Below are 25053 nucleotides of genomic sequence, written 5' to 3'. Positions count from 1 at the left end.
CAGCTCTTTAACGCAGTGTTAGGCAGTACTGCATTTTATATTCCCTGAATAGCTTGAGATATTTGAGCCAAGCACTGATCTGGAGAAAGAGATTGGCTAAAAATGGGGTCATAGTGATGTAAAGTAACCTGACTTCTTTGGAATAAGGCGCCCATGACTTGTCCTTGTCCTTTTACTCCTTTGATATGCACAGGATAAATGGGTACTTGAGTGTGGGTCGCTAGCCAAATCGCTCCTTTTTTTAAGGGAGCAGGTGAATCGCTCGGTAAACGGATTTTACCTTGGGGGAATAAAGCAATCACCTCTCCTGCTTGAAGGGCTAATAGTGCTGCTTTTAGGGCTTTTTCTGGCTTGGTTTCCCGATCTACTGGAATACATTTCATTCCTTTAAAGAGCCATTGAAATCCTCTTCTTTCGTATTCCTCTCTAGCAATTAGAAATCGCAGGGGGCGAGTGCTAACGGAAATTAAAAGCTGGGGATCTAGCCCCGAGATGTGATTGGCGACAATTAAGACTCCCCCTGTTTCAGGTAAGGGAAGTAGCTTAGGATTAAGCCTATGGAATTTACGGCAATAGATCCGATTTAAGCCATCTAAATAGTTTAATAGGATACTGCCCCAATCTGCCCTATTTGCGTTTTTACAGGCTTGAAGCCCATAAATAATCCCCCAAGCAATAAGAAATCCTAAAACACTTAATAACCACCAAATACTCACCATTATTGTTGTTTTAAATTTATATTTAATGCCATAGTTCCCACACGGGCTGGCAGTTTTTAGGAAATGGAGGGATACGCCCTAGGTCAATTTTTTTAGTATTTTGAGAGCCGTGGTAATCCGAACCGCAGGAGCCTACAAAGTTAAGTTTATTTGCTATATCTACTAAAAAATCAGTGGAATCTAAAGGCTGGCTACCTGAAATCACCTCTAAACCCATCCCTCCTTGTGCTTTAAATTCTTCAAGAAATTGGATAAGCTGTGGTCGAGTTAATCTGTAGCGGGCAGGATGAGCAACTACCGAAACTCCCCCTGCTTCATGAATCAAAGTGAGCACCTGTTCCAAGGAAGCCCAGTGTTCAACTGTATGACCCGGCTTGCCCTGTACTAGATAGTGGTTAAAAATATCTTGAATACTCTTACCATAACCTTGTGCGAGTAGAAAACGAGCAAAGTGAGTCCGGCTTAAAGTGTTACCTTGGGAATATTTTAATGCACCTTCTAGAGCACCGATAATGCCTGATTGCTCCAGATGATCGGCAATTTTATGACCCCGTTTATTTCGATATGATCTTAAAGTACTTAATCCTTCTTGGAGTTGCTTGTTTTCAGGATCAATGTTTAAGCCTAGAACGTGAATAGTATGATCATGCCAAGTTACTGAAATCTCAACCCCATTAATGAGATTAAGACCTAAGTCTTTGGCAGTGATCTGAGCCTTAGCCAAACCTGCGGTACAATCATGATCTGTTAAAGCAAGGGTATTTACCCCTTGGCGTACTGCGTGTTCTATGAGCTGAGATGGCGTTAATGTGCCGTCAGATTCGGTAGAGTGGGTATGTAAATCGTAAATCATAATGGTGATTAGCTAGAGTGTGTTTTATAAGATACGTATAATTAGCAGAATATATATCTTGTAGGATGAATAGATGAAGTTATTATTTGATTTTTTCCCAGTATTGCTATTTTTTGGAGCCTATAAACTCTATGATAAATTACCTCCTGAAATTTTAGATAAATTAGAGCATATTCCTTTTTTAAATTTATCCCCAGGTGATTCGGAAAACGCTATTTTAATTGCTACTGTTGTGGCTATTTTAGCCTCTGGATTACAAGTAGGTCTTTACTTTCTGAAACATGGTCGAGTAGAAACCATGTATCTAGTGACTCTAGGATTACTCGTAGTATTAGGCGGCGCCACCTTGATTTTTCATGATCCTACCTTTATTAAGTGGAAACCTACGGTAGTCAATTGGTTATTTGGTACTGCTTTTCTAGCCAGCCAATTTTTTATGAAAAAACCATTGATTCAGCGAATGATGAGTTCTGCTGTTTCCTTACCCTCTCCTATCTGGAAGCGGCTTAATCTTGCTTGGATAATTTTTTTCTTCATCTCAGGATCTGCTAACCTTTATGTAGCCTATCATTTTTCAGAATCTACTTGGGTAAATTTTAAACTGTTTGGAATGTTAGGGCTAACTATGTTATTTGTAGTTGGGCAGGCTTTTTATTTAACTAAATATCTTGAACCATCAGAGGAGTAATTTATGCTATATGCTATTGTTGGGCAAGACAGAGAGTCTAGCCTTGAGCTTCGCCGAAAAATACGACCAGCTCATTTAGATCGAATTCAAACCTTAAAAGAAGAGGGGCGTTTAGTATTAGCTGGACCTTTCCCAGCGATTGATGCAGAAGATCCAGGTGAATCAGGATTTACGGGCAGCTTAATCGTAGCAGAGTTTTCTTCCTTAGAAGAAGCACAAGCTTGGGCCAATGGAGATCCGTTTTTGCTCGAAGGAGTTTATACGCAAGTGATGGTAAAACCATTTAAACATGTTTTACCTTAAATTTGAAATTTATCTTTGCTCTGATCCTTAATGCGAAAGTGCATCCAGGAAACCCTATCATCTTCAAGATATTTTTGAAATTCCTTAGAATCAAAAATTCTGGGTTGATGATCCCCAATAATAATTACTTCTACACCTGCCATGGTATCTTTATCTAAAATTTGAGCTAAATCATCAAAAAATTGAGTATGGAGTTTTACCATACGACAAGTTTCGCTTTTTTCTGGAATTTTATAAACAGCACAGTTAAAAATATCCTTATGGAGATCCCGTAAATCATAAAGAGGATGGGTATTTAAAGTAAGATAATAGACAAAGCGTTTTTTATTATCTTCAAATACATGAGAAAGATAGTTACTTATGATTTCCCGATCGCATATACCAGGAAATGAATAACATTGGGTTTGCCAGTCATTAGTTTCTTTAAAGTGGCTTTTTTCAAAACCTGCCCGTGGATACCAATAGAGTCGATCATACATAAGCCCTGTTGAACCATGAATGGATATAGTCTGGTAGCCATGATTGGCAAGCTTCCAAGGAAGGCAATCTTTAAATCCTTGAATTAAAGGTTTTAAATTATAGTGATGGGTATCTAAACCACAGAGCTCTTGTAATTCGGCTCGAACCGTAGAAAATCTACTGGCTAAAGTTCCCTGTTCTAACCAGTCAAACTGATTAGATTGATTTAACAAAGGGGCAATCATTGCTTTTTGAATTTGAGAGTCTTTCATTACACCCCAAGACTCGGCAATAATTAATAATAATTTTTTGTTAAGGGAATTAGGAGAAGTCTCTACCCAATTATGAGTTTGCCCTTTAAATCCAACTTGAAATAAGGGATCTGCCGGAGCATAAAAATTATCTATGAAAGAAATGAGATGGGTACTAATAAAGAAATACCCTTGGCTATCGATAATCTTATTGCTCGTTGAATAAAATGCATCTGCTTCTCTAAAGGAAGGTTGCAATGCATAGGCTTGGTAAACAGTAAAACTTAAAAGTAGTGCAGCAAGTGCAACAACAGGTTTTATCTTATGGCTAAATTTAAAAAATAGATAAACAAACCCAATAATAGTAAATAGTATGACTACAGCACTCAACTGCCAAATAAGTGCAGCATAGGGCAGCATACTCAACAAATAGTTAATATCTTGAATCCGAACAAACGGAAAAATTAAGCCGCCTATGGCAAGAAAATCAAAGGAAAGTGCAGTAGCAAAAAATAAATAAGCAATGGGTTTGAAACGAGTAGCAAATAGAGCCCCTGCAATAAAATAATCTAAATTAAAAATAGGTCGGGCTACATGGAATTTAAGCGAAATACCCCAAAATAAAAAATTTGGAACAATAATGAGCCCAATAGTAAATAAAATAGAAGAAATATGGGGTAGATAATTAATATGCTTCTTTTGAGGATTAATCACTAACTCCCTATTAATATCATATTATTTATCGTAGACAATTTGCTCTATATCTTCTAATCCAGCATGGCGTACGTCCTTACCTTTCACAAGGTAAATCACATATTCGCAAATATTGCGCACATGATCGCCAATTCGCTCTAAAGCTCTCCCTACCCAAAGCAGTTCTACTGCCCAAGAAATATTTCTTGGATCCTCGATCATATAAGTAATTAGCTGGCGGAGAATCCCTTCATATTGGGCATCCACTTGAGGATCTTTAGTAGCTACTTCAAGTGCCATTTCCATATCCATTTTTTTAAAAGCTTCCAAAGAATCATAAAGCATAGCTAGGGTATAGTTTGCTAAGGATTTTATGGATTCATAAATATTGGAGGGGGTATCCCATTTTGAGGATCGAATTGCTGCACGGCTAACACGCTCTGCTCCATCTCCAATTCGTTCTAAATCGGCAATTATTTTAATAACTGCAATGACAAGGCGTAAATCACTAGCTGCGGGCTGACGGCAGGCAAGAATCTGAGTGCACTCCTCATCAATAGAGATATCCATAGCATCTACTTGATATTCGTTACTAATCACTTTCCTAGCTTGCTCTGCATCCCCCTTGACTAAAGATTCAACCGATTCTGATACCTGTTGAGCGACAAATTGTCCCATTAACAATACTCGAGTACGAATACCCTCTAACTCTCTATCATATTGTCTAGAGGTATGGGGAGAGGTGATATAGGGCATAAATTCTCCTTACTTGTTATTATCCATAGCGGCCTGTGATGTAATCTTCAGTTTGCTTTTTTTTAGGGTTTGTAAATAGGGTACCTGTATCACTAAATTCTACTAATTCACCAAGGTATAAAAAAGCAGTGTAATCCGATACTCTAGCTGCCTGTTGCATGCTATGGGTAACAATTACAATAGTATATTCACTTTTTAATTTAAAAATGAGCTCCTCAATCTTTAAGGTGGAAATTGGATCCAAGGCAGAAGCAGGCTCATCTAATAACAGCACTTCTGGTTCTATAGCAATTGCTCTGGCAATTACTAATCGCTGCTGTTGCCCTCCTGAAAGCCCCATGGCATTATCATGGATCCGATCTTTAACTTCATCCCATAATGCAGCACTGATAAGAGATTTTTCTACCACTTCATCTAGGAGCTTTTGTTTTTTTATTCCTTGCAGTCGTAACCCATAGGCTACATTTTCATAGATAGATTTTGGAAAGGGGTTAGGTTTCTGAAAGACCATCCCTACTTGGCGACGTAAATCTGCAACATTAATGGTTTTATCATAAATATCTTGACCATGGAGCGATACCCTGCCTTCAATACGTACCCCTTGTATTAAATCGTTCATTCGATTAAAACATCGTAGTAACGTAGATTTTCCACACCCACTAGGACCAATAAATGCAGTTACTCTCTGTTCGGGGAGAGTCATATTAATTTCTTTAAGTGCATGAGTATCTCTATAATAGAGATTAAATGATTCAACGCGCAAGCAAGGTTTTTCTTTTACAAGGCTTAACCGTTTAATAGCACTTTGGCCAATTAAAGTAGGATCAATTTTATTTTTATATTGATGAAATTCTGAGGAATTTTCTTTTATATTCATAATGATCAGTTTACTTAACTCAAGTCTCTGCTGTATGATATCGCTCACGTAACCGGTTACGTATAATAATTGCAGTCAAGTTTAACCCTACAATAATGAGCACTAATAGAAAAGCAGTAGCATATACAAGGGGTTGTACTGCATCTATATTTGGACTTTGAAAGCCTACATCATAAATATGAAATCCTAGGTGCATAAATTCACGATTAAGATGGATAAAAGGAAACTCTTCATCTAGAGGTAAAGTTGGTGCAAAGCTTACTACACCAACAAGCATAAGCGGTGCGACCTCTCCAGCGGCCCTTGCAACTGCAAGAATAAGCCCTGTAATCATAGCTGGGGCAGCCATAGGCAACACAGTACGCCATAGAGTTTCTGCCTGAGTGGCTCCTAGTGCTAAACTTCCTTCTCGAATTGAGCGAGGTATTCTTGATAACCCTTCTTCCGTAGTGACAATGACTACAGGTACGGTTAAAATCGCTAAGGTTAAAGAAGCCCAAAGTAACCCAGGGGTACCAAAGGTAGGTGCGGGTAATGCCTCAGGAAAAAACCATTGATCAATATTTCCACCTAAAAAATAAACAAAAAACCCAAGCCCAAATATTCCATAAACAATAGAAGGAACCCCTGCTAGATTATTCACAGCGATCCGTACAATACGTACCAGTAGACCCTGTGTTGCATATTCATGTAAGTAAATGGCAGCAAGTACTCCAAAAGGAGTTACTAAAATAGACATAATAAGTGCCATTGCTATGGTGCCAAAAATAGCAGGAAATACGCCACCTTCAGTGTTTGCTTCTCGTGGATCTTTAGCAATAAAATCGTAAATCTTTTGGAGCGAATAGTTAACTCTCTGCCCTATTCCCATTTGATTAGGATGATACAGATGAATAATTTTTGAGAGCGGAATATTAATCAGTTGCCCATCGGCAATTTCAAGTATTAATTCATCTCGCTTATTTTTTTGGTAGAGGTTATTTAATTTCTTTTCTACCTCTTGATATTTCCGCTGGAGATCTTGGGATTTCACTTCAATTTCACTATAGATCGCTTTATCAATAGCTCCTTGGATTTGAAGCTTCCTACGATAGAGTCTCAGTGTTTCTAAGCGGCTATTAATAATATTAATTTCATGTTTTTTTATATGGACAACTTGATCAGTAAGTATATGGGATCTGGCTAATTTTTCCTGAAGGACACTCCATAGTTTATTGGTTTCTTTTATTTCTGCAATAATTTTCCCATGCTCTTTAATGGCTTTAACATAACCATAAGCATTTCCCCATTCTTGACGCTCTATTGCAACTAAATCTTTGGGGTAACTCTGATCTTTAATTTTATTATTTGAAATCCAAACAAAATCGCGGTTAAAAAAATCCCGATTTCCTAAGTTAAGTAACTCTCTAGTGTTTACATCTGTTTCATTAAATATTGAAATCCCTATATTCTCTGATTGATCTAAATTGTCTTGTGTTTGATTGATGATTTCTCCAATATATCGGATTGCTTCTCCGTTTTCCTGAATATAGCTAATTTCTACTACCTTTTTAGGCCAAAAATTTCCTATACTATTTATAAAAAGCAAAGTGATTAGCCCCAATATCATTACTACGCTGATGCTAACCGCACCTGCTGCAAGCCAAATCCACGGACTACCAGATTTAAACCATGTTTTCATATATCATATACCTATAAAGTACTATATCTTGCCCTTAATTTCTGACGAACAATCTCAGCAAGCGTATTAAAAGTAAAAGTAATGATAAATAAAAGTAGTGCTGCAAGAAAAAGAATACGATAGTGGATACTGCCTACTTCAGCCTCTGGAATCTCCACGGCAATATTAGCAGAAAGTGTACGCATTCCTTGAAAAGGATTGAAATCCATAATTGGCGTATTTCCAGCTGCCATAAGCACAATCATTGTCTCCCCTATGGTACGACCAAAACCAATCATAATTGCAGAGAAAATTCCAGGACTAGCAGTAAGTAATACGACTCGAATGAGGGTTTGCCAAGGAGTTGCTCCCAGTGCTAAAGAACCAGTAGTTAAATGTTTAGGTACACTGAAAATTGCATCTTCAGAAATAGAAAAAATAAGCGGAATCGTAGTAAATCCCATAGCAATTCCAATAATCAGTGCATTACGTTGATTATAGAGAATTCCAAAATGACTAGAAATCCACTGAGATATGTCCCCATTAAATAGAATTGTCTCTAATGGTTTATTAAGCGATAGTGCTAAAAACCCTACTCCTACTATAATAGGAACTAGAAAAAATATTTCCCAGCCATTCTGAATCCATTGTGGTAACCAGGTGAATCTATATTGCCAATAATAAGCAAAAATAAGTATAGTAATGACTAGTAATAAAGGAAAAATAAATAGACTAAGTAAATTCTCCTCTACTATAGGAGCTAGCCATATTCCCGCAACAAGCCCTAAGATTACTGTAGGTAGTGCTGCCATAGTTTCAATAGCAGGCTTAATAGCTCTACGCATTTTAGCACCCATAAAATAGGCCACATAAATGGCTGCCATAATTGCAATGGGAATAGAAAAAATCATGGCATAGAAAACAGCCTTAAATGTACCAAATAAAAGAGGGGTTAGGCTAAATTTTGGTTCAAAAATATTGCTAGTTGATGAAGACTGCCAAATAAACTCGGGTGCTTGCCTATCTTCATACCAGATTTTGCCCCATAAGCTTTGCCAAGAAAACTCTGGATATGGGTTATCTATATCTAAGAAGAAAATCCTATTTTTAGAATCAGCAGCTAATAGCCTATCTCCCTTTAAAGAAAGGTGGGCTGATTTTAAAGGAAGATGGGTAATCTGTATTACTTTAAGTGTTTTATGCCCTGTTGCATGGTACAAACCAATGTAACCTTGAGTATCTATTGTAAAAAACACTTTGCGTTTATATGCAGAAATAATTGCCTGAATAGGTGCATGTTGATCATTAAATACTCTAATTTTAGAGAGTACTGGTTGGTTATCGTTATTTTTTACGGGAAACCATTGGCTAATTTGACCTAAAGAATCGCCAACTAGGAAAGAGATCTCTCCAGCCAAAGATGCGAATGCAGTAATTTTAGAATCTTCTGGAACAGCTCTTACTCTTTGAATAAGTTGAGGATTTTCCCATTCTTTAATTTGATAGATATTTAAATAACCTTGAGAATCCGCTAGATATAGCACTTGCTGAAGGGAATTTATAATAATATGGGTCACAATTAATGGGTTTAAATCAATAACTGTAGTTACCCCTGTAGGGGCTCGATCCAGCCCATTTAAGTGCTGAGAGAAATAAGTTAAAACAAGCCGGCTATCTTCGGTAACTGCAGCAACGATAACTTGTTCTTTATCAGCTTGGATATCTACTAAATTGAGAGATCGGTATTCAGGATCAATTTGAATAGGGACGGGACCTAAGGGATAGGTAATTTCAGGTGTGTTATTACTATCTGCATCGATGGTAGTATAATTGGGATAAAAAATAATTCCTTTACCATTAGATAATCCATAAATGCTTATTTTGCTTGTATGACTTGCAGCGAAACTGGTTATCTTAATTTCTATATTCTTAGGAGCAGGAATCTGAATTTTTTTAAGGATTTCCTCATTTTTAATAGAAAAGAAGGCTCCTTGCCCCTGATTATTTAATTGAAGTCCGATGGCATTATCTTCACTCATTCCTAGATAAGAGATGGTCTGAGGATAATCAAGGTGCACTTCTTTAAATTTTATCTGCGGTGCATAAAATAAAGGAGTAACTATATAGAGCAGATAAAAGAAAATAAGGGTTACTATAACAATAATGCTAATACCGCCAAAAACAATATAGTAACGTGCTAGTTTATCTTTAAAGATACGCCAGCGACTAAACTTTGTAGTAAATGAAGGAGGAATAAGATGTGCTTTATCCCTTGAATTAGATATCATCGCTTAAGGGTGAATATTAAATTTATGTAATTGAATAATTATCTCTAGTTTTGTTAAAACTAATCTCTATTATTCTGTATTTAGCTTAGTAAGCTCTTGGTCAATAATAATGCTATTTAAAGGAGTGTATCCCCCTTTAGTAACAAGTTGCTGCCCTGTTTTTGATAAAATCATTTTAAGAAATTCTGCCTCTAATGGAGGTAAATTCTGGTGAGGAGGTTTATTTACATAAATATAGAGAAATCTGGCTAAGGGATATTGACCTGTGATCGCATTTTCTGAAGTAGCTGCTATGAAGGGGGCACCTGTATGTACTGCTAACGCAACAGGATGCACACCTATAGAGTTATAGCCGATCCCTGAATAGCCAATTCCATTAAGAGAGGCAGAAACTCCCTGAACTACTGATCCTGATCCTGGCTGTTCATTAACTTCATTCTTAAAATCCCCTCCACAAAGTACTTCTTCTTTAAAATAACCATAAGTACCAGAGGCTGAATTTCTTCCAAAAAGCTGAATACCTCGGGTTGCCCATTTATTTGTAAGCCCAATTTGTTCCCAATGAGTAATATTCTTAGGATAACCACATTTACGTGTCGCTGAAAATATAGCATCTACTTGATCTAGAGTCATTCTTCTAATAGGGTTATCCTTATTGACATAGACTGCCATAGCATCTATAGCAACTCGAATCATAAGTGGATCGTAGCCATATTTCTCTTTGAAGGCAGATATTTCTCCTTCTTTCATTTTACGACTCATGGGTCCAAAATTAGCGGTACTTTCAATGAGTGCAGGAGGGGCTGCTGAAGATCCAGGAATTTGAGATTGAACATTCACACCAGGATAGTATTCTTTAAATTTTTCAGCCCAAAACGCCATTAGCCCTGCTAAGGTATCTGATCCAATCGAGGATAAGTTACCCGTGATTCCACTCGATTTTATATATCCTTTTAATTGAGGATCCAATTGTATCTGCTCAGCAAACAAGTCTGTACTAAGAAATACATATAAAAACAACCCTATAGCTAGATATAAGCTTTGTCTCATATTTGTGGGAAAAATTTATGTTTTTTTTTGGCTATTCTAAACTATGTTTATATAAAGTAAATTTTGCTTATTAGTAACATATTCTTAGCACAATTGCACTTATAAGAGAAAAGAAAATATTTTGTATATTCAAATAAAAAACCATTTTATCTGTATCGCTTTTTTAGGGATAGTAGCTCAATTTGCCACTATTTTTACTCATGCTGGGATACTTGATATATCTTCAAAAAAAGTAATCAACACTCAAAAAAAAACTAATAAGGCTAATGGCAAAGAAAGATTTCAGCAAAAAAAACAAGAAAAAACAGCGGAAAATTTCCACCCTATTACTACTGAAATAGATAATGGCGGTTTTAGAGCAAAATCAGCTGATGGTAATTTCATTTTAGATTTAGGAGGAAGAGTTCAAATAGATTTTACTTCTTTAAGTGGAGTCCAGAATTTGGACACAACTCGAGGAGATCTACGACGATTAAGATTAAATGTGACAGGCACTTTATATAAAGTTTGGGATTATCGATTTGAAGCTGATTTTGGCGGTAATGATTTTACCAATGATTTTGGGATTAATAATCCAGTGCTTACTTATGGGTTTTTTAAATTTACCGGGTTTCAGCCTGTAAATCTTATTTTCGGCTATCAAAAAGTACCAGTAAGCATGGAATCTATGGTAGGGAGTAACTGGACTACCTTCCAAGATCGATCTCTTGCAAACTCACTGATTAACAATGAAGCTATTGGTCGACGTCGCTTAGGTTTGGTATTAGAGGCTTCAGGAGAACAAGGGACACACTGGACTGCACAAACTGGTTTTTATGGTGCTGGTTTTTCTAATATTGGGCAATCTACAGAAAATTGGGGTACTTCAGGAAGGGTTACCTTTGCTCCTATTGCAGAGCCTGGTCAGGTCATTCACATAGGTAGTTCCACTTATTACCGTAATTTTACTAAAAGTCCTAGTCTTGATTTTTCAGTGAGTCCAGAATCTCATTTGTCTCCTAATTTTATTGGGACAAATTTACTACTAGGAGCACAGAATACCCTATTGTTACAAGGTGAATTATCTACTGTGTGGGGAGCTTTTCATGCCCAGAGTGAATATTTTTATACCCAAATTGAGCGTAAACGTAGTTTATCTCAATTAAACTTTAATGGTTGGTACGCCCAAGCAGGCTATTTCTTAACAGGAGAAAGTCGTAATTATATTCCTCGCAAAGGAATTTATGGACAAACTAATCTTAATCACCCTATGGATCAAGACGGTTGGGGTGCTTGGGAAATTGCTGCTCGCTATAGTGCCATCAATTTAAATAGCCGAGGAGTACATGGTGGGGAAGAAAATAATTTTACGTTTGGGATAAATTGGTGGACAACACATAATACCTTGCTTAGAGCAAACTATGTGCACGCTATAGCAAATAGTTACAATCTATCAGGGCGATCTAATAAAAAATTTAATGCGGATATATTTATGATGCGTGCACAGTTGAATTTTTAAAACTTCTACTCGAAAAACAGTAGACTACTTACTTCTACCCCATCATCTATCTTATTTCTTTACTTTTCTAAATTATCCGGTTAGTATGCCCGGAAATTAACTTAGGAACTGCTTCTTATGAGCAATAAGCGCACATTAAAAATTAGTAATATTTTGATTTATAAAATAATTTTTAGCAGCTCATTATTATCTGCTGCATATGGTGAAGAAAATAAAAGCAATAAAATTTTGGATCTTAAGCCACTTACTAGAAAAGAAAAAATAAAAGATAGGCAAGAAAAAACTAGCAATGAAAGCAACCTAACCATGGGGTTAAGTAAAACAGGTTGGGAGATAAAAACCAATGATGGCTACTGGCGGCTCACTATTGGTGGATTTGAACAGGGGGGTGGGCAGATTAATTTTAACACTGGGAATGCTTCCGATCCTGCCATTAAAAATGGTGCTGCTCCTCGTCGAACCCGTATTCGTTTAGATGGGGTTTTATACAGGGATTTTGGCTATAAATTTGAATATGACTTTGTCCGCACAGTCAATCAGCTTGCTATTGCAAATATTACTGAATCTTGGGTAAGCTACACTCATCTAGATCCGGTTACTTTTAAAATTGGACAAATTAAAGAACCTCTTACTTTAATTAGCTCTACTAGTGATCGTTACTTAGAGTTTATTGAACGACCTTTATTTGCTAATGCTTTTATTGAAAATCCTAATCCTTATAAATTAGGTATTAGTATAGATGCCCATGACACTCGATGGACTACCCGAGCAGCACTCCAGACTCAAAATACAGGCTTAGGGATTGGAATCTTTGAAGATACTCGCTACCAAGTTGGTGGACGAATTACTGGTCTTCCTATTTACTATAATTCAACTCAACTACTTCACTTAGGAATATCAGGTAGTTCCACTTGGGTAAGAAATAGAGTCAATCCTGCCGGTCTGCTGGCAAACCCCCCTCTTACCTATTCTTCACAGCCCTTTGGAAATGTAGATCGTACCCCATGGACAAATACGGGACCACTAACGGCAGGTGATAGAGCCCTAGAAAATGTAATACGGCTTGGGGCTGAATTATCTGTAGTTTCAGGGCCGTTTTCTTTTCAGGGAGAATATATGCAGGCTCGTTTAGCTGGCATAGGTTACTCTAATGCTGATGTGTTGGCGGGTTATTATGGTACTTTTAGTTATTTTTTTACAGGAGAGTCTCGGGCTTATGATCAAAAAATTGGTGCGTTTACTCGTGTAGAACCCAAAAGAGACGTTGGTTATGGTGGCTGGGGGGCATGGGAAGTAGCAATACGCTGGGATCAGTTAAGCATGAATACACCCCACGTACATGGCGGTGATACCCAAATGGTAGAAATTGGACTGAACTGGCATTTAAACCCTCACATTAAACTCATGGCAGACTATGGTTATGTGGTGAATGAAGTTGCACCTGAAACTAACCCAGCGATTGCTAAGTTTAATGGACTTCATCCCAGTATTTTAGAGTTTCGAGCACAAGTAGATTTTTGAAAATTTATATACTGTTATTATTTTTCAGATCATCTGGGATAAATTGCTGCCAATAACTAATATCCGCTGCAACAGTTAAAAAATAAGGATTAAGCAAAGAATCTTTTATGTTATAGCGTAACACTTCTCCTTTTAGATCAATGACTGCCCCCCCTGATTCTTCTACAATACATTGGGCAGCTCCAGTATCCCACTCAGAAGTTAATCCAAATCGTGGATAAATGTCAGCCTTTCCTTCAGCAACTAAGCAAAACTTTAAAGAGCTACCCATAGCAACAAGGTGGTGTTCTTTAATGTCTTGAAGAAAAACTTCTAAATATTTATCAGTATGGGAACGACTTCCTGCCACTTGTACAGGAACTCCATGAACCCTAGATTTAGTTTTTAATCTAGTTATTTTTCCTTTTTTTCTCTGAAAAGCACCACACCCTTTTGCTGCATAATATAATTGATCTAATGCAGGTGCATACACTACTCCTAAAATAGGCTGATTATTTTCTATTAAAGCAATATTGACGGTAAATTCTCCACTACCTTTAATAAACTCTTTAGTGCCATCTAAGGGATCAACTAGCCAATATCTTTGCCAAGTAGAACGCTCTGAAAAAGGTATTTCTTTAGATTCTTCAGATAAGATAGGTATCATCTGTGTTAGGGCTTCTAATCCTTGAACGATCGTTTTATGTGCTGCAAGATCTGCTTCTGTGAGTGGAGAGTAATCTTCTTTATGGGCTACCGTAAATCCTTTACGATAAATAGTAAGGATTTTTTCGCCGGCTGATTTACTAATATCAATAATTGAATCCATTAATTCAATAGGTGTACTTGGTATATTTAAAAGCATAATAATTTATTATTTATTGAATCTTTCTTTAATCATAAACAAGGCTGCAATACTACGTGCTTCAGTACAATCTTGCCTTTCAATCAAATCAGTTAATTTTGATAATTTCCAAGGAACTACTTCAATTTCTTCAGGTTCATCTCCATCACGGTGCTCTTCGTATAAATCTTCTGCTAAAACTACGTGAATATGATGGCTCATATAACCAGGGGCTAAAGTAAAAGAAGTTAAATAAGTAAGTCGGTGAGCACCATAGCCTACTTCTTCCATAATTTCTCGGTTTGCTGCAGCGAGTAAATCTTCTTCTGCTTCAACATGCCCTTTGGGTAAGGCAAGTTCATAGCGTTCAGTACCTACTGCGTATTCTCGAATGAGTAATACGGTTTTTCGATCCAACATAGGAACAATTAAAACGGCACTACGAGGACTGCCTTTAAGTCGCTCATAATAAGTTTCTACTCCATTTGAAAAATGCAAATTAACACGCTCTACGTGAAAAAGCCTTGTTTTAGCGATGGTCTCAGTAGTTATTATTTTTGGATCGGGTCGATTTTTATTTACCACATTATTTTTCACAAAAAGAAAATTTATTTTTTATTTATTTCCCCCATAGGTGGAACTAAAAACTGCGGGTCAAGACGGGTTTGAAATAAGTTAATTCTCCAGTCTAAATGAGCTCCCGTAACTCTCCCTGTAGTACCTATTTTAGCAATAGGTGCACCCTGTTCTATCCGATTTCCTTTTTTTACTAAGATCTGCTGTAAATGCAAAAATGCAGAAGATAATCCATAGCCATGATCAAGAATAAGTGTTCCTCCGGATAGAAACATATTCGGATGAGCTAGAGTGACTATCCCAGCTGCAGGTGCCTTTACTAAAGTACCTGCAGGAGCAGCAATATCTACTCCATAGTGGGGTGTTTTAGGTTTACCGTTTAAAATTCTCTGACTACCATAAACACCGGTAATAGATCCTTTGGCAGGCCAAATAAATCCAGTTAAAAAATCAGTACGATGGTCATTGGTTGTTCTTGCTTTTCTTACAAGTGCTGCCTCTTCTTGAATGCGGGAGAGATGATTATTATTGGGGGTTACTTTGCTTTCAGAAATTCCATTAATTCGCTGAATCTTATATTCTCGCTGGATAATATTAAGCTTTTTAATTTCTTTTGTACCGTCAGGTAAAATTATTTTAAGTACTATATCTTGCTTTGCATCACGACCAAATCCAAGTAGAAATAGCCCATTTTCTGATATTTGTATGGGTTGATTATCAAGAAATACTTGTGCATTAGACTCTGTGTGCCCTATTATCAGCCCCCCTTGGGTTAAAGATCCTTTTAACTCAACTGCCCATCCTAGTTGGAGTGATAACCCCCAAATTAAAAATATTCTAAGTAAGTGAGAAAACACTATTTTTACTCATGAGAAGAAAATGGATATTTTTTTACATCAGGTACCGGATCAAGACCACCTGGATGAAAGGGGTGGCAGCGTAAAATACGTTTTAACCCTAGCCAGCTTCCATAAAACCCACCGTAGCGTAGAATTGCCTCTAGAGTATATTCAGAGCAAGAAGGGTAGTATCGACAATGATTACCAATAAAAGGGCTAATTGCATACCGATAGATATTAATTAGGACTAGTAAAATTCTTTTTATCACTATCTAGGGTTGCAATATGAATAGTAGAATTAGAGATAATCTATTTTCTAGCTTAAAAAAATTTTTACTCGTCATAAATTACATCTGCTTCTTCTGGAGGAGTAAAGCTAAATGTACCATCCTCGAATGAGAGACCTATTTTTATATTATAAAAATAGAGTTGAGTCACTTGGTTTAAGTTATCATAGAGCTTCATTTCCCGTAAATTTTTTCTTTGAAATCCTAATAATAACCGCTTAAAGGCACTTTCTTGATTTTGAGGAATGATCTCTATCCAAGCTAGATTATCTTCAGAAGGAAGCGCATTAACTTGATATTCATTTTCTGGTAATTCATTTCCTGCCAGTAAAAGCGCAGGTGCATCTCCTAAAGCTTGATTTAGACTTTTTACGGTGACTTGTTCTAACTCTCTATCGTAAAACCAAATTTTACTTCCATCTGCTATGATAAGCTGTGTAGATGGTTCTTTATAATCCCAACGGAATTTTCCTGGTCGTTGTAGAGAAAAAACTCCTTGGCTTTTTTCTATAACCTCCTCTTCCTCATTTAATACAGTTTGATTGAATTCTGCAACAAGGGTTTGGGTTTTTGTTAAAAAAGATTCTAAGTTTCTTTTTGGATCTGCAGCCATCGCCCTAATAGGCAGCATAGTTATGCCAATAAGCAAAATAATAACTAGATTTTGCTTAGATAACTGTAATTTTTTAATATGCATTTGAATAAAAATTATTCCGGTGGAGGAGGAGCAAGCACTTCTCGATTACCATTTGCTTGCATTGGACCTACAATTCCAGTTTGCTCCATTGTTTCAACTAGCCGAGCTGCCCGATTATACCCAATCCTTAACCTTCTTTGTACCCCTGAAACTGAAGCTCGCTGGGTTTCAGTTACTATGCGTACTGCTTCATCATAGAGGGGATCATCTTCAGAATCACTACCATTTGCTCCGGAACTACCCTCTCTAAATTCTGGGACTCCTTGGGTAATTTCTTCTATATATTTAGGTGTGCCTTGTTGTTTTATAAATCCAACTACTTCATGTATTTCGTGATCATCAACAAATGCACCATGTATTCGTTCTGGCACCGCTGTACCTGGGGGGAGATAAAGCATATCCCCTTGACCTAAAAGTTGTTCAGCTCCTGTTTGATCAAGGATTGTTCTAGAATCAATTCTAGATGAAACTTGAAATGCAATACGAGTAGGAATATTAGCTTTAATTAACCCAGTGATAACATCTACAGAGGGTCTTTGGGTTGCTAAAATTAAGTGAATTCCAGCAGCTCGTGCTTTTTGGGCTAATCGTGCAATAGACTCCTCTACTTTTTTACCTACAACCATCATCATATCTGCAAGTTCATCAATAACTACGACGATCATTGGTAATGGTTCAAGTAATGGAGCCCCATCATTGCTATTTAGATGTGATGGATGTAAAGGGTTTGCTAAAGGTTGGTTAGCTTGAATAGCACTTTTTACTTTATGGTTAAACCCTGCTAAGTTACGCACACCTAGTGCTGCCATAAGGCGGTAACGACGCTCCATTTCAGTAACACACCAACGCAGTGCATTTCCTGCCTCACTCATGTCAATCACAACAGGTGCAAGCAGATGGGGAATACCCTCGTAGACTGAGAGTTCTAGCATTTTAGGATCAATGAGAATAAGCCGTACCATATCAGGTGTCATCCTATAGATCAGGCTTAAAATCATGGTATTAATTGCCACTGATTTTCCAGATCCTGTAGTTCCTGCTACTAATAAATGGGGCATTTTAGTAAGATCCACTGTGACTGGATTTCCAGTAATATCTTTCCCTAGGGCAAGGGTTAAAGAGCCTTCCCGAATACTAGAATCAATACAAGATAAAACTTCAGAGAGATAGACAATTTCTCGGACTTCATTAGGGATTTCTAAACCTACTACCGGTTTTCCAGGTACAACTTCTACTACACGAACACTAAGTACTGAAAGGGCACGAGCTAAATCTTTAGCCAGCCCTGAAATTCTGCTGACTTTTACTCCTGGAGCAGGTTGTAATTCAAAACTAGTAATTACTGGTCCTGGATATGCATCAACTACTTGTACTTCAACCCCAAAATCACTTAAATTCTCCTCTACTTGGCGAGAAAGTACTTCAAGCTCTTCCTCGGAATATCCTTTTTGTGAAGCAGAGGGTTTATCTAATAAAGATAAAGGAGGTAACGTATTATTTAAGTTAGATAAAGAAAAAGATACCCCAGAATTTTGGTCCTGCCTCTTAAACTTCGACTGAAAATTTACTACTTCTACTGCTGTTTCTTTTAAGTGTGAGTCTAATGGATTTTCCTGAATATGAGGCACTGTTTCATTAAGAGAATTACTACTATTTACCTTTAACTCTACTACTGTAGATCTTTGGTTTTGTTGCGGAGGTTGAGTTGATTCTATAGGCTGATTTCGGATTATATCTTCATGGGAAGTAGGAGTAATTTTTTTATTTTGAAGAGATATTGCTCTAAATGGATTACCATTATTTACCCCTAACCCAGTTGAGATTGGTCTTTGAACTTGTTGTGATTGAACTGATTCACGTGGTTTGTGCCTAGATATATCAGTGTTGGATGAGATAATCTCCTGAAAATGAGATGATATTTCGTTAGTAGAATTACTATTGTTTGCCTTTAAGCCCACTGCCGTAATTCTTTGATTTTGCTGTAAAGTGTGAGGTTGGCCTGATTCTATTGATCGCTGTTGGATTACATTTGTATGGGTAGGGAGAGTATTCCGGTTTTGAGAGGGTACCTCTTTAACAGGGTGATTATTAGGTATTGGTTTTTGTATGGTATTGCTGTTGATTCCTAAATTTGGATTAAATTTAAACCTAGTACTAGTCAGCCTATCAGTATAGGGTATCCCCCCTGTATTTATATTTGCGGAATTTGTTGCGTTTTTATGCTCATACGTTTCTAATTCAGATTGATTCTGTATATTTATATCTTCTGTAGATATTTGATTCACTGAATCTATATTCTCTCGATCTCCTATTCCTTCAGAGAGAGAGGGATTTGCTACTTGCTGAGATGATGGATCGCTATCTGTTTTTATAGAATGATCCTCAGAAGTTATTGGAGGATCTGATATCAGTGTAGCTGTCTCTGCTTGGGAATTTTCTCTTGTATTAGAATTGGAAGAAATACTAACCTTAGCAGGTGGAGATTGATTTTTACTTTCGGCAGTCGTATTTAACCCTTGACCTATATTAGTGTTTATGGCTGCTTGATTTTCTCCGTCTAAGGTAGGTTCAATGCGATCTTTATTACTAAGTACTTTCTCAGGAGATTCAAAAATAGGTATTTTGAATAGCTGAGTTCTATGCGTTATTTTTTTAACACTCTCCATTTTTTCTGGAAAAAATTTATGCTTATTTTCTATAGTTTTAAGAATAAAACCGCCAGTTTTATCCATTACTTGAAGCCAAGAAAATGGAATAAACCAGCTAATTCCAGTAAAAAAGAATCCTAATAGAATTACCGTTGTGCCTAAAAAACCAACTATAGAATCTAGGCTATGCTGAAGCGTAACACCTAATAATCCCCCTTCTACATTAGGTAAGGATCCAGCAGGAATATTTGAAAAATACTGAGCAGCTAAACCAGATATGGCCCCTAGAGTTAAAATAAATCCTATAACTCTAAATAACCAAGAGTAGATGAGGTATTTTTTTTGGCAAACTTTACGTTTACTTAATGCGAAAAGCCCAGTATATGTCATTGCCATGGGTAGCAAATAGGCAGGATGTCCCATTAAATAATAAAGAAGGTCTGCTAGCCATGCTCCTACTTTTCCTCCACTATTATGAGCACTTTGTTCGGCGTTTCCCGTATGAGACCAACTAGGATCGCTGGGTGTGTAGGTGAGTAAACAAATAAAGAGATAAGCAGCTATTGCAAGAGAGGCAATAAATATCCCCTCTTTAACCCGATGATTAATATGCAAACTGATAGGTATACGATTTCTAGAACGCTTGGTGATGGTAGAGGCTTGAGCCATAACAAAAACAACCTATTTTTATATAAAGCAACACTTATTGTTTCTAGCTATTCAAACTTTAATAAATTTACTTTTTTACATTTATTTTAGATACCTAAATAAATAAAAAATTTAAATCAAAATAAAGTAAATTCAAGAGAACTAGTCAAGAATTTCACCTTGTTTTAGAATGTGGGCTATATATAGCCAAATAAGATAGGAATTAAAATCTCTCATATTTAGAGACCATAAAATAGCTATGGGGGTTCATCTGAACCTAATTGTTTATTATAGCAATCTCAGTTTGTTACACAATAACTTGAATTTAATCTTTTCTACTATGTACACCCTTAATACCGTATTCTGAATATAATTAAAATCTGGCTATTAATATCATTATAGCTATAGAAAAATAAAAAACCTTAAATGGAGTTATCCATGTCTGAGAAAATTAAGCATTGCCGTTTACTTATTTTAGGATCTGGTCCAGCCGGCTATACTGCTGCTGTTTATGCCGCTCGTGCTGCTCTTGATCCAGTATTAATTTCTGGTTTAGAACAGGGGGGGCAGCTGACAACCACGACTGATGTTGATAATTGGCCAGGGGATGATCAAGGAGTTCAAGGACCAGATTTAATGGAGCGAATGCGTAAGCATGCAGAACGTTTTGGTACTCAAATTGTGCATGATCAAATAGTTAAAACTGATTTTTCTAAAAAACCTTTTACATTAACGGGAGATTCTGGTGTTTATACTGCAGATGCAGTCATTATTGCTACTGGTGCTTCTGCAAAATACCTTGGCCTGCCCTCAGAACAAACTTATATGGGGTGTGGTGTTTCTGCTTGTGCCACCTGTGATGGGTTTTTCTATCGTAACAAACCTGTAGCAGTTGTAGGCGGTGGTAACACAGCAGTGGAAGAAGCTCTTTATCTTGCTAATATCGCCAGTCATGTTTATGTCATCCATCGCCGAGATTCTTTTAGATCTGAAAAGATTCTAGCAAATCGACTCCTACAAAAATCAGAGAAAGGTAATGTAACTATTCATTGGAATCATACTCTAAAAGAAGTACTAGGAGATGATGCTGGAGTCACAGGGGTATACATTGAAGATACGCTAAACCATAAACTTACTGAAATACCCGTCCATGGGGTATTTATTGCCATTGGTCATAAACCTAATACGGATATTTTCCAAGGGCAGCTTGAGATGGAACATGGCTATCTTCTAGTACAAGGAGGTAGACGGGGATTTGCAACTCAGACTAGTGTTCCGGGAGTGTTTGCAGCAGGTGATGTGATGGACTCAGTTTACCAACAAGCAGTTACCTCTGCGGGAGCAGGATGTATGGCTGCTTTAGACGCTGATAAATATTTAGATAGCCTAACTCACTCATAATACTTAATACTTATTAAACAAATAATTCTAGTCCTTAATCAGGGGCTAGGAGTGTCTTTTGAAGCCAGAATCTTTTTGTAGCAAAAAATGCTCTTTTAATGTTCATTCTAAATTTTTAAGCTGATATAAACAGCAAGAATCGGAGTGTTAAACAGCAACTAGGTATATATATTTTTGTTTAGATAGTTAATTAATTTTAATGATCTGGATAAAAATGTTAATGTTCATGAGGATTTTTTAAATGAGTAAAGAAGAGCAAAATAAAGCTATTGTCAGTCGCTGGTTTACCGAATTCTAGGGTGTAAATTTTAATATTGCAGTTATTAGATGAGATTGCCGCACCTGATATGCTAAGTAAGTATTCACTGCATTATCCTTGCCGTGGTCGTGAACCTATAAAAGCCTTTATAACTGACTTTCGTGCTGCATTCCCTGATCTCAATTTTTGGTGCACGGCTAATTTAATTGCAGAAGGAGATTATGTAGTGGGTCAATGGGAAGGTGGTGGCACTCATACAGGTCCCGAGTTTTCTGATTTTACCGTTGGTGGATTGCCTACTGCAACTGGTCGCAAAATGCATTTCAGTGGTACTTCAGTATTGAAAGTAGTTAATGGTCAAATTCTAGAAGAAATTGGCTATGATGATGGAGTGACTGCACTTACTCAACTTAGTCTGATCACACCAGAACAAAAAATTTCATAAATTACTTAGAATATTAAAAGAATGCCAGCTATTTCAAGCTGGCATTTTTGCCTATTTTCTATCGCTTACCAAAAATATATTTCCTTATATTCTCTCCTATAAGCTCTTCAGAGTTAACAGCTTACACGTCACAAGTGTTAGAAATAATTATTCCTAAAGAATTAAAAGATAGTAAATAACAGCTTTATATATACTGTTAAATAAATAGGTAATTTATTTAATTTTTCAAAATACAGCGATAGTTTTAGAAATTTAATTGCAAGAAACAGAGTGCTTGCGACTGAGTTTCACATTATTTTAGCTCTTGTCATTAACAATAACAGGACTGATGAAATGAAGTTGGCTATTGCTTATGAAACTGAGGATGAACGCTGGGCAGCTATACAAACACGAGACGCTGCCGCTGATGGTCATTTTGTTTACGCAGTGCGTACTACAGGGGTATATTGTCAGCCAAGCTCGGCAGCACGGCTACCTAGGCGTAAAAATGTAGAATTTTTTAATACCCCAGAAGCCGCTGAAGCGGCAGGTTATCGTTGTAGTCTCCGTATTAATAGTGATCAGATTAAAACAACTATGCAACACACTGTATTGATCGCTCGTGCTTGCCGTATCATCGAAACATCAGAGACACCACTTCAGCTAGACAGGTTGGCAGCTAGGATAGGGTTAAGCCCATATTATTTTCATCGTTTATTCAAGACTGAAACTGGGCTAACCCCTAAAGCGTATAGTTCAGCATATCGATCTAGCAAGCTACGCAAAGAACTCCGTAGATCGAACTCATCCATTACGAATGCTATTTATAATGCAGGTTTTAATTCTAATAGCCGATTCTATGAATTCTCAGATCGATTATTGGGAATGCGACCAAGGGACTATCGAGCGGGAGGTAATGGTGTAATTATTCGTTTTGCAGTGGGGCAATGTTCATTAGGAGCTATCCTAGTAGCCCAGAGTCAACGTGGTATTTGTACTATTTTACTAGGAGATGATCCAAATACGCTTGTGTACGATTTACAAGATCAATTTCCTAAGGCTGAAATTATAGGTTGTGATAACCAATTTGAGCAATTAGTAGCCAAAGTTGTAGGGTTTATTGAAGCACCTTCAATTGGATTACATCTACCATTAGATATTCAAGGTACTGCCTTTCAGGAGCGTGTCTGGAGTGCCCTACGTAAGATTCCTTTAGGTACTACTGTTAGTTATACGGAGATTGCAAAACGTATTGGTTTGCCCAAAGCAGTACGTGCCGTTGCTAATGCCTGCGCAAAAAACCATTGCTATAGCTATTCCATGCCATCGTGTAATACGACTGAATGGTGATCTTACGGGCTATCGTTGGGGTATAGATCGTAAGCGTGAATTGTTACGTCGTGAAGCTCAAGTTTAGAACGATGATTATAAATGAAAATCTATTAGTAATGAGAAAATACAAAAAATTACTAAGAAAATAAAAAGAGCAATTTTCTAGCTTACTAGCCTAAAGAAAGATCGCTCTTTTTATTTACCATGTTTCTGGCAGAATCTATTAAGCAGTTTTTACTTCATAAGCCTGCAGATGAGCAAGACGAATCGGGGCTGGTGGATGAGAGTCGTAAATAGCTGAATGAATCGGATCAGGTGTCAGCGTATTAGCGTTTTCTTTATAGAGCTTTACGAGTGCTTGTGCTAAGTCTTGGCTATTGGCAGTCTTTGCTGCAAAATCATCAGCTTCAAACTCATAGCGACGAGACATATAAGTCAATATAGGATGCAAAAAGAAGCTTAAGATAGGCACAATAATCATAAATAAAACCAGTGCCATATAGGTAGATGGATGACTTATTCCTAAGCTCTGATAAAAAGTAGGCTGATCGCTTAGCCAACCTAATAGAGCTAATCCTCCTAAACTAAGTAAGGACATTACCACTATATTTTTAACAATATGGCGGCATTTAAAATGTCCTAACTCATGAGCAAGTACAGCTTCAATTTGTTCAGGAGTTAAAGATTCTAATAAAGTATCGAAAAATACAATCCGTTTATTACTTCCTAGTCCAGTAAAATAGGCATTACCATGCCCCGATCTACGAGAGCCATCCATAATAAAAATCCCTTGGCTTTTAAAGCCACAACGAGTAAGTAAATCCTCCACCCTACTTCTAAGCTCTTCATCTTCCAAAGGAGTAAATTTATTAAAAAATGGAGCAATAAATGCGGGATAAGCCCACATCATGAGTAAAGAAAAACTAAGCCAAGCTAACCAAAGATAAAGCCACCAGTGATCTCCCATATGCCCCATCAGCCAAAGTGCACCAAACGTCACAGGTACACCAATAGCAAGCATTAATACGCTTTGCTTGATGAGATCTTGAAAAAATATTGCCGCAGTCATTCGGTTGAATCCAAATTTTTGCTCAAGAACAAAGGTACGATAAATACTGATGGGCAAATCTATTAAAGTACCGATTAAGCCAAAACTAATGAGTACTGCAACTCCTGTGGAAATTTCTCCCCACCCACGTGCTTGCCAAAAATGATCTAACCACTCTAAGCCCCCGCCTAAAGTCCAAACTAAAACAATAAGCACATCTAAAACCCCATTAATCATGCTTACTTTAAGTTTAGCTACCGTATAATCGGCTGCCTTTTGATGTTCTGCAAGGGAAATATGCTCTTCAAAAAGCTGGGGTACTTGCTCCCGATGATTTACTACATGATAAAACTGACGGCGGGCGAGCCATAACTCTACCCCTAACATGATACAAATAATGACAACAAATAATGAGCTATAGATAGTCATGGCAGTAATTCTTTGGCTAAGTCTAT

General features: G+C 37.1%; 20 protein-coding genes and 3 pseudogenes. 7 read left to right on the top strand and 16 right to left on the bottom strand.

The window, feature by feature from the left end; genetic code table 11:
- Positions 1–35 precede the first annotated feature (35 nt).
- Both OOL07_RS01555 and OOL07_RS01550 read right to left on the bottom strand, forming a co-directional pair.
- The gene (locus tag OOL07_RS01555; RefSeq protein WP_264694484.1) at positions 36–719 is read right to left on the bottom strand and encodes a lysophospholipid acyltransferase family protein; all 684 of its coding nucleotides are present in this window, start codon (positions 717–719) and stop codon (positions 36–38) included.
- A 22-nt stretch (positions 720–741) separates the two neighbouring features.
- The gene (locus OOL07_RS01550; RefSeq protein WP_264694482.1) at positions 742–1572 is read right to left on the bottom strand and encodes a PHP domain-containing protein; all 831 of its coding nucleotides are present in this window, start codon (positions 1570–1572) and stop codon (positions 742–744) included.
- A 73-nt stretch (positions 1573–1645) separates the two neighbouring features.
- Here OOL07_RS01550 and OOL07_RS01545 point away from each other — a divergent pair, with 73 nt between their 5' ends.
- Together OOL07_RS01545 and OOL07_RS01540 are read left to right on the top strand one after the other, a co-directional pair.
- Positions 1646–2260 (top strand): septation protein A, encoded by a 615-nt coding sequence (locus OOL07_RS01545; RefSeq protein ID WP_264694480.1) that lies wholly within the window; start codon positions 1646–1648, stop codon positions 2258–2260.
- Between the two features lie 3 nt (positions 2261–2263).
- Positions 2264–2563 (top strand): YciI family protein, encoded by a 300-nt coding sequence (locus tag OOL07_RS01540; protein WP_264694478.1) that lies wholly within the window; start codon positions 2264–2266, stop codon positions 2561–2563.
- On the opposite strand, the gene OOL07_RS01535 is transcribed toward OOL07_RS01540, so the two are convergent.
- The 6 genes from OOL07_RS01535 to OOL07_RS01510 form a co-directional block, all read right to left on the bottom strand.
- Positions 2560–3987, bottom strand: coding sequence for a sulfatase-like hydrolase/transferase (locus OOL07_RS01535; protein WP_264694476.1), 1428 nt, complete (start codon positions 3985–3987; stop codon positions 2560–2562). The genes OOL07_RS01540 and OOL07_RS01535 overlap by 4 nt on opposite strands.
- A 21-nt stretch (positions 3988–4008) precedes the next feature.
- A complete protein-coding gene (gene phoU / locus OOL07_RS01530) occupies positions 4009–4722 on the bottom strand; it encodes a phosphate signaling complex protein PhoU (RefSeq protein ID WP_264694474.1) in 714 nt (237 codons plus the stop codon).
- Between the two features lie 19 nt (positions 4723–4741).
- Complete coding sequence (gene pstB / locus OOL07_RS01525; protein ID WP_264694472.1) at positions 4742–5599, bottom strand: phosphate ABC transporter ATP-binding protein PstB; 858 nt, start codon at positions 5597–5599, stop codon at positions 4742–4744.
- A gap of 19 nt (positions 5600–5618) precedes the next feature.
- On the bottom strand, positions 5619–7280 hold the full coding sequence (pstA, locus tag OOL07_RS01520; RefSeq protein ID WP_264694470.1) for a phosphate ABC transporter permease PstA: 1662 nt from the start codon (positions 7278–7280) through the stop codon (positions 5619–5621).
- Between the two features lie 11 nt (positions 7281–7291).
- Positions 7292–9547: an ABC transporter permease subunit gene (locus OOL07_RS01515; RefSeq protein ID WP_264694469.1), complete on the bottom strand. Its 2256-nt coding sequence runs from the start codon at positions 9545–9547 to the stop codon at positions 7292–7294.
- Positions 9548–9616: 69 nt separating this feature from the next.
- Positions 9617–10597, bottom strand: a complete 981-nt coding sequence (locus OOL07_RS01510; RefSeq protein ID WP_264694468.1) for a PstS family phosphate ABC transporter substrate-binding protein — start codon at positions 10595–10597, stop codon at positions 9617–9619.
- A 121-nt stretch (positions 10598–10718) separates the two neighbouring features.
- Between OOL07_RS01510 and OOL07_RS01505 the strand changes: the two genes are divergently transcribed.
- Both OOL07_RS01505 and OOL07_RS01500 read left to right on the top strand, forming a co-directional pair.
- Positions 10719–12095, top strand: a complete 1377-nt coding sequence (locus OOL07_RS01505; protein WP_264694467.1) for an OprO/OprP family phosphate-selective porin — start codon at positions 10719–10721, stop codon at positions 12093–12095.
- Between the two features lie 117 nt (positions 12096–12212).
- A complete protein-coding gene (locus OOL07_RS01500) occupies positions 12213–13616 on the top strand; it encodes an OprO/OprP family phosphate-selective porin (RefSeq protein WP_264694466.1) in 1404 nt (467 codons plus the stop codon).
- A gap of 4 nt (positions 13617–13620) precedes the next feature.
- On the opposite strand, the gene cysQ is transcribed toward OOL07_RS01500, so the two are convergent.
- The 7 genes and pseudogenes from cysQ to OOL07_RS09200 form a co-directional block, all read right to left on the bottom strand.
- Positions 13621–14460: a 3'(2'),5'-bisphosphate nucleotidase CysQ gene (gene cysQ, locus OOL07_RS01495; RefSeq protein WP_264694465.1), complete on the bottom strand. Its 840-nt coding sequence runs from the start codon at positions 14458–14460 to the stop codon at positions 13621–13623.
- 9 nt (positions 14461–14469) lie between these two features.
- A complete protein-coding gene (nudE, locus tag OOL07_RS01490) occupies positions 14470–15024 on the bottom strand; it encodes an ADP compounds hydrolase NudE (protein ID WP_413774117.1) in 555 nt (184 codons plus the stop codon).
- A 23-nt stretch (positions 15025–15047) separates the two neighbouring features.
- Positions 15048–15872, bottom strand: a complete 825-nt coding sequence (locus OOL07_RS01485; protein WP_264694463.1) for a M23 family metallopeptidase — start codon at positions 15870–15872, stop codon at positions 15048–15050.
- A 5-nt stretch (positions 15873–15877) separates the two neighbouring features.
- On the bottom strand, positions 15878–16120 hold the full coding sequence (gene yidD / locus OOL07_RS01480) for a membrane protein insertion efficiency factor YidD (protein WP_264696304.1): 243 nt from the start codon (positions 16118–16120) through the stop codon (positions 15878–15880).
- Positions 16121–16187: 67 nt separating this feature from the next.
- Positions 16188–16838 carry an outer membrane lipoprotein periplasmic chaperone LolA gene (gene lolA, locus OOL07_RS01475; protein WP_264694462.1) on the bottom strand — a complete coding sequence of 217 codons (651 nt, stop codon included), beginning with the start codon at positions 16836–16838 and terminating at the stop codon, positions 16188–16190.
- Positions 16839–16849: 11 nt separating this feature from the next.
- A pseudogene (locus OOL07_RS09205) lies at positions 16850–18328 on the bottom strand (DNA translocase FtsK); the annotation flags it as partial.
- Between the two features lie 1239 nt (positions 18329–19567).
- Positions 19568–20155: pseudogene (locus OOL07_RS09200) on the bottom strand (DNA translocase FtsK 4TM domain-containing protein); the annotation flags it as partial.
- Between the two features lie 417 nt (positions 20156–20572).
- On the opposite strand from OOL07_RS09200, the gene trxB reads away from it, so the two are divergent.
- The 3 genes and pseudogenes from trxB to ada all read left to right on the top strand — a co-directional run bounded on the left by trxB (position 20573) and on the right by ada (position 23635).
- On the top strand, positions 20573–21535 hold the full coding sequence (gene trxB / locus OOL07_RS01465; protein ID WP_264694460.1) for a thioredoxin-disulfide reductase: 963 nt from the start codon (positions 20573–20575) through the stop codon (positions 21533–21535).
- A gap of 314 nt (positions 21536–21849) precedes the next feature.
- Positions 21850–22239: an ester cyclase gene (locus OOL07_RS01460; protein ID WP_264694459.1), complete on the top strand. Its 390-nt coding sequence runs from the start codon at positions 21850–21852 to the stop codon at positions 22237–22239.
- A 333-nt stretch (positions 22240–22572) separates the two neighbouring features.
- Positions 22573–23635, top strand: a pseudogene (gene ada / locus OOL07_RS01455) (bifunctional DNA-binding transcriptional regulator/O6-methylguanine-DNA methyltransferase Ada).
- A 138-nt stretch (positions 23636–23773) separates the two neighbouring features.
- Here the strand turns inward: ada and OOL07_RS01450 are convergent.
- Positions 23774–25027 (bottom strand): M48 family metallopeptidase, encoded by a 1254-nt coding sequence (locus OOL07_RS01450; RefSeq protein WP_264694458.1) that lies wholly within the window; start codon positions 25025–25027, stop codon positions 23774–23776.
- Positions 25028–25053: the final 26 nt, after the last annotated feature.

It is taken from the genome of Candidatus Nitrosacidococcus sp. I8 (genome assembly GCF_945836005.1).
GTDB lineage: Bacteria > Pseudomonadota > Gammaproteobacteria > Nitrosococcales > Nitrosococcaceae > Nitrosacidococcus.
Note: the sequence above shows the minus strand (reverse complement) of the source record. Positions and strands in the feature narration are given on the sequence as shown.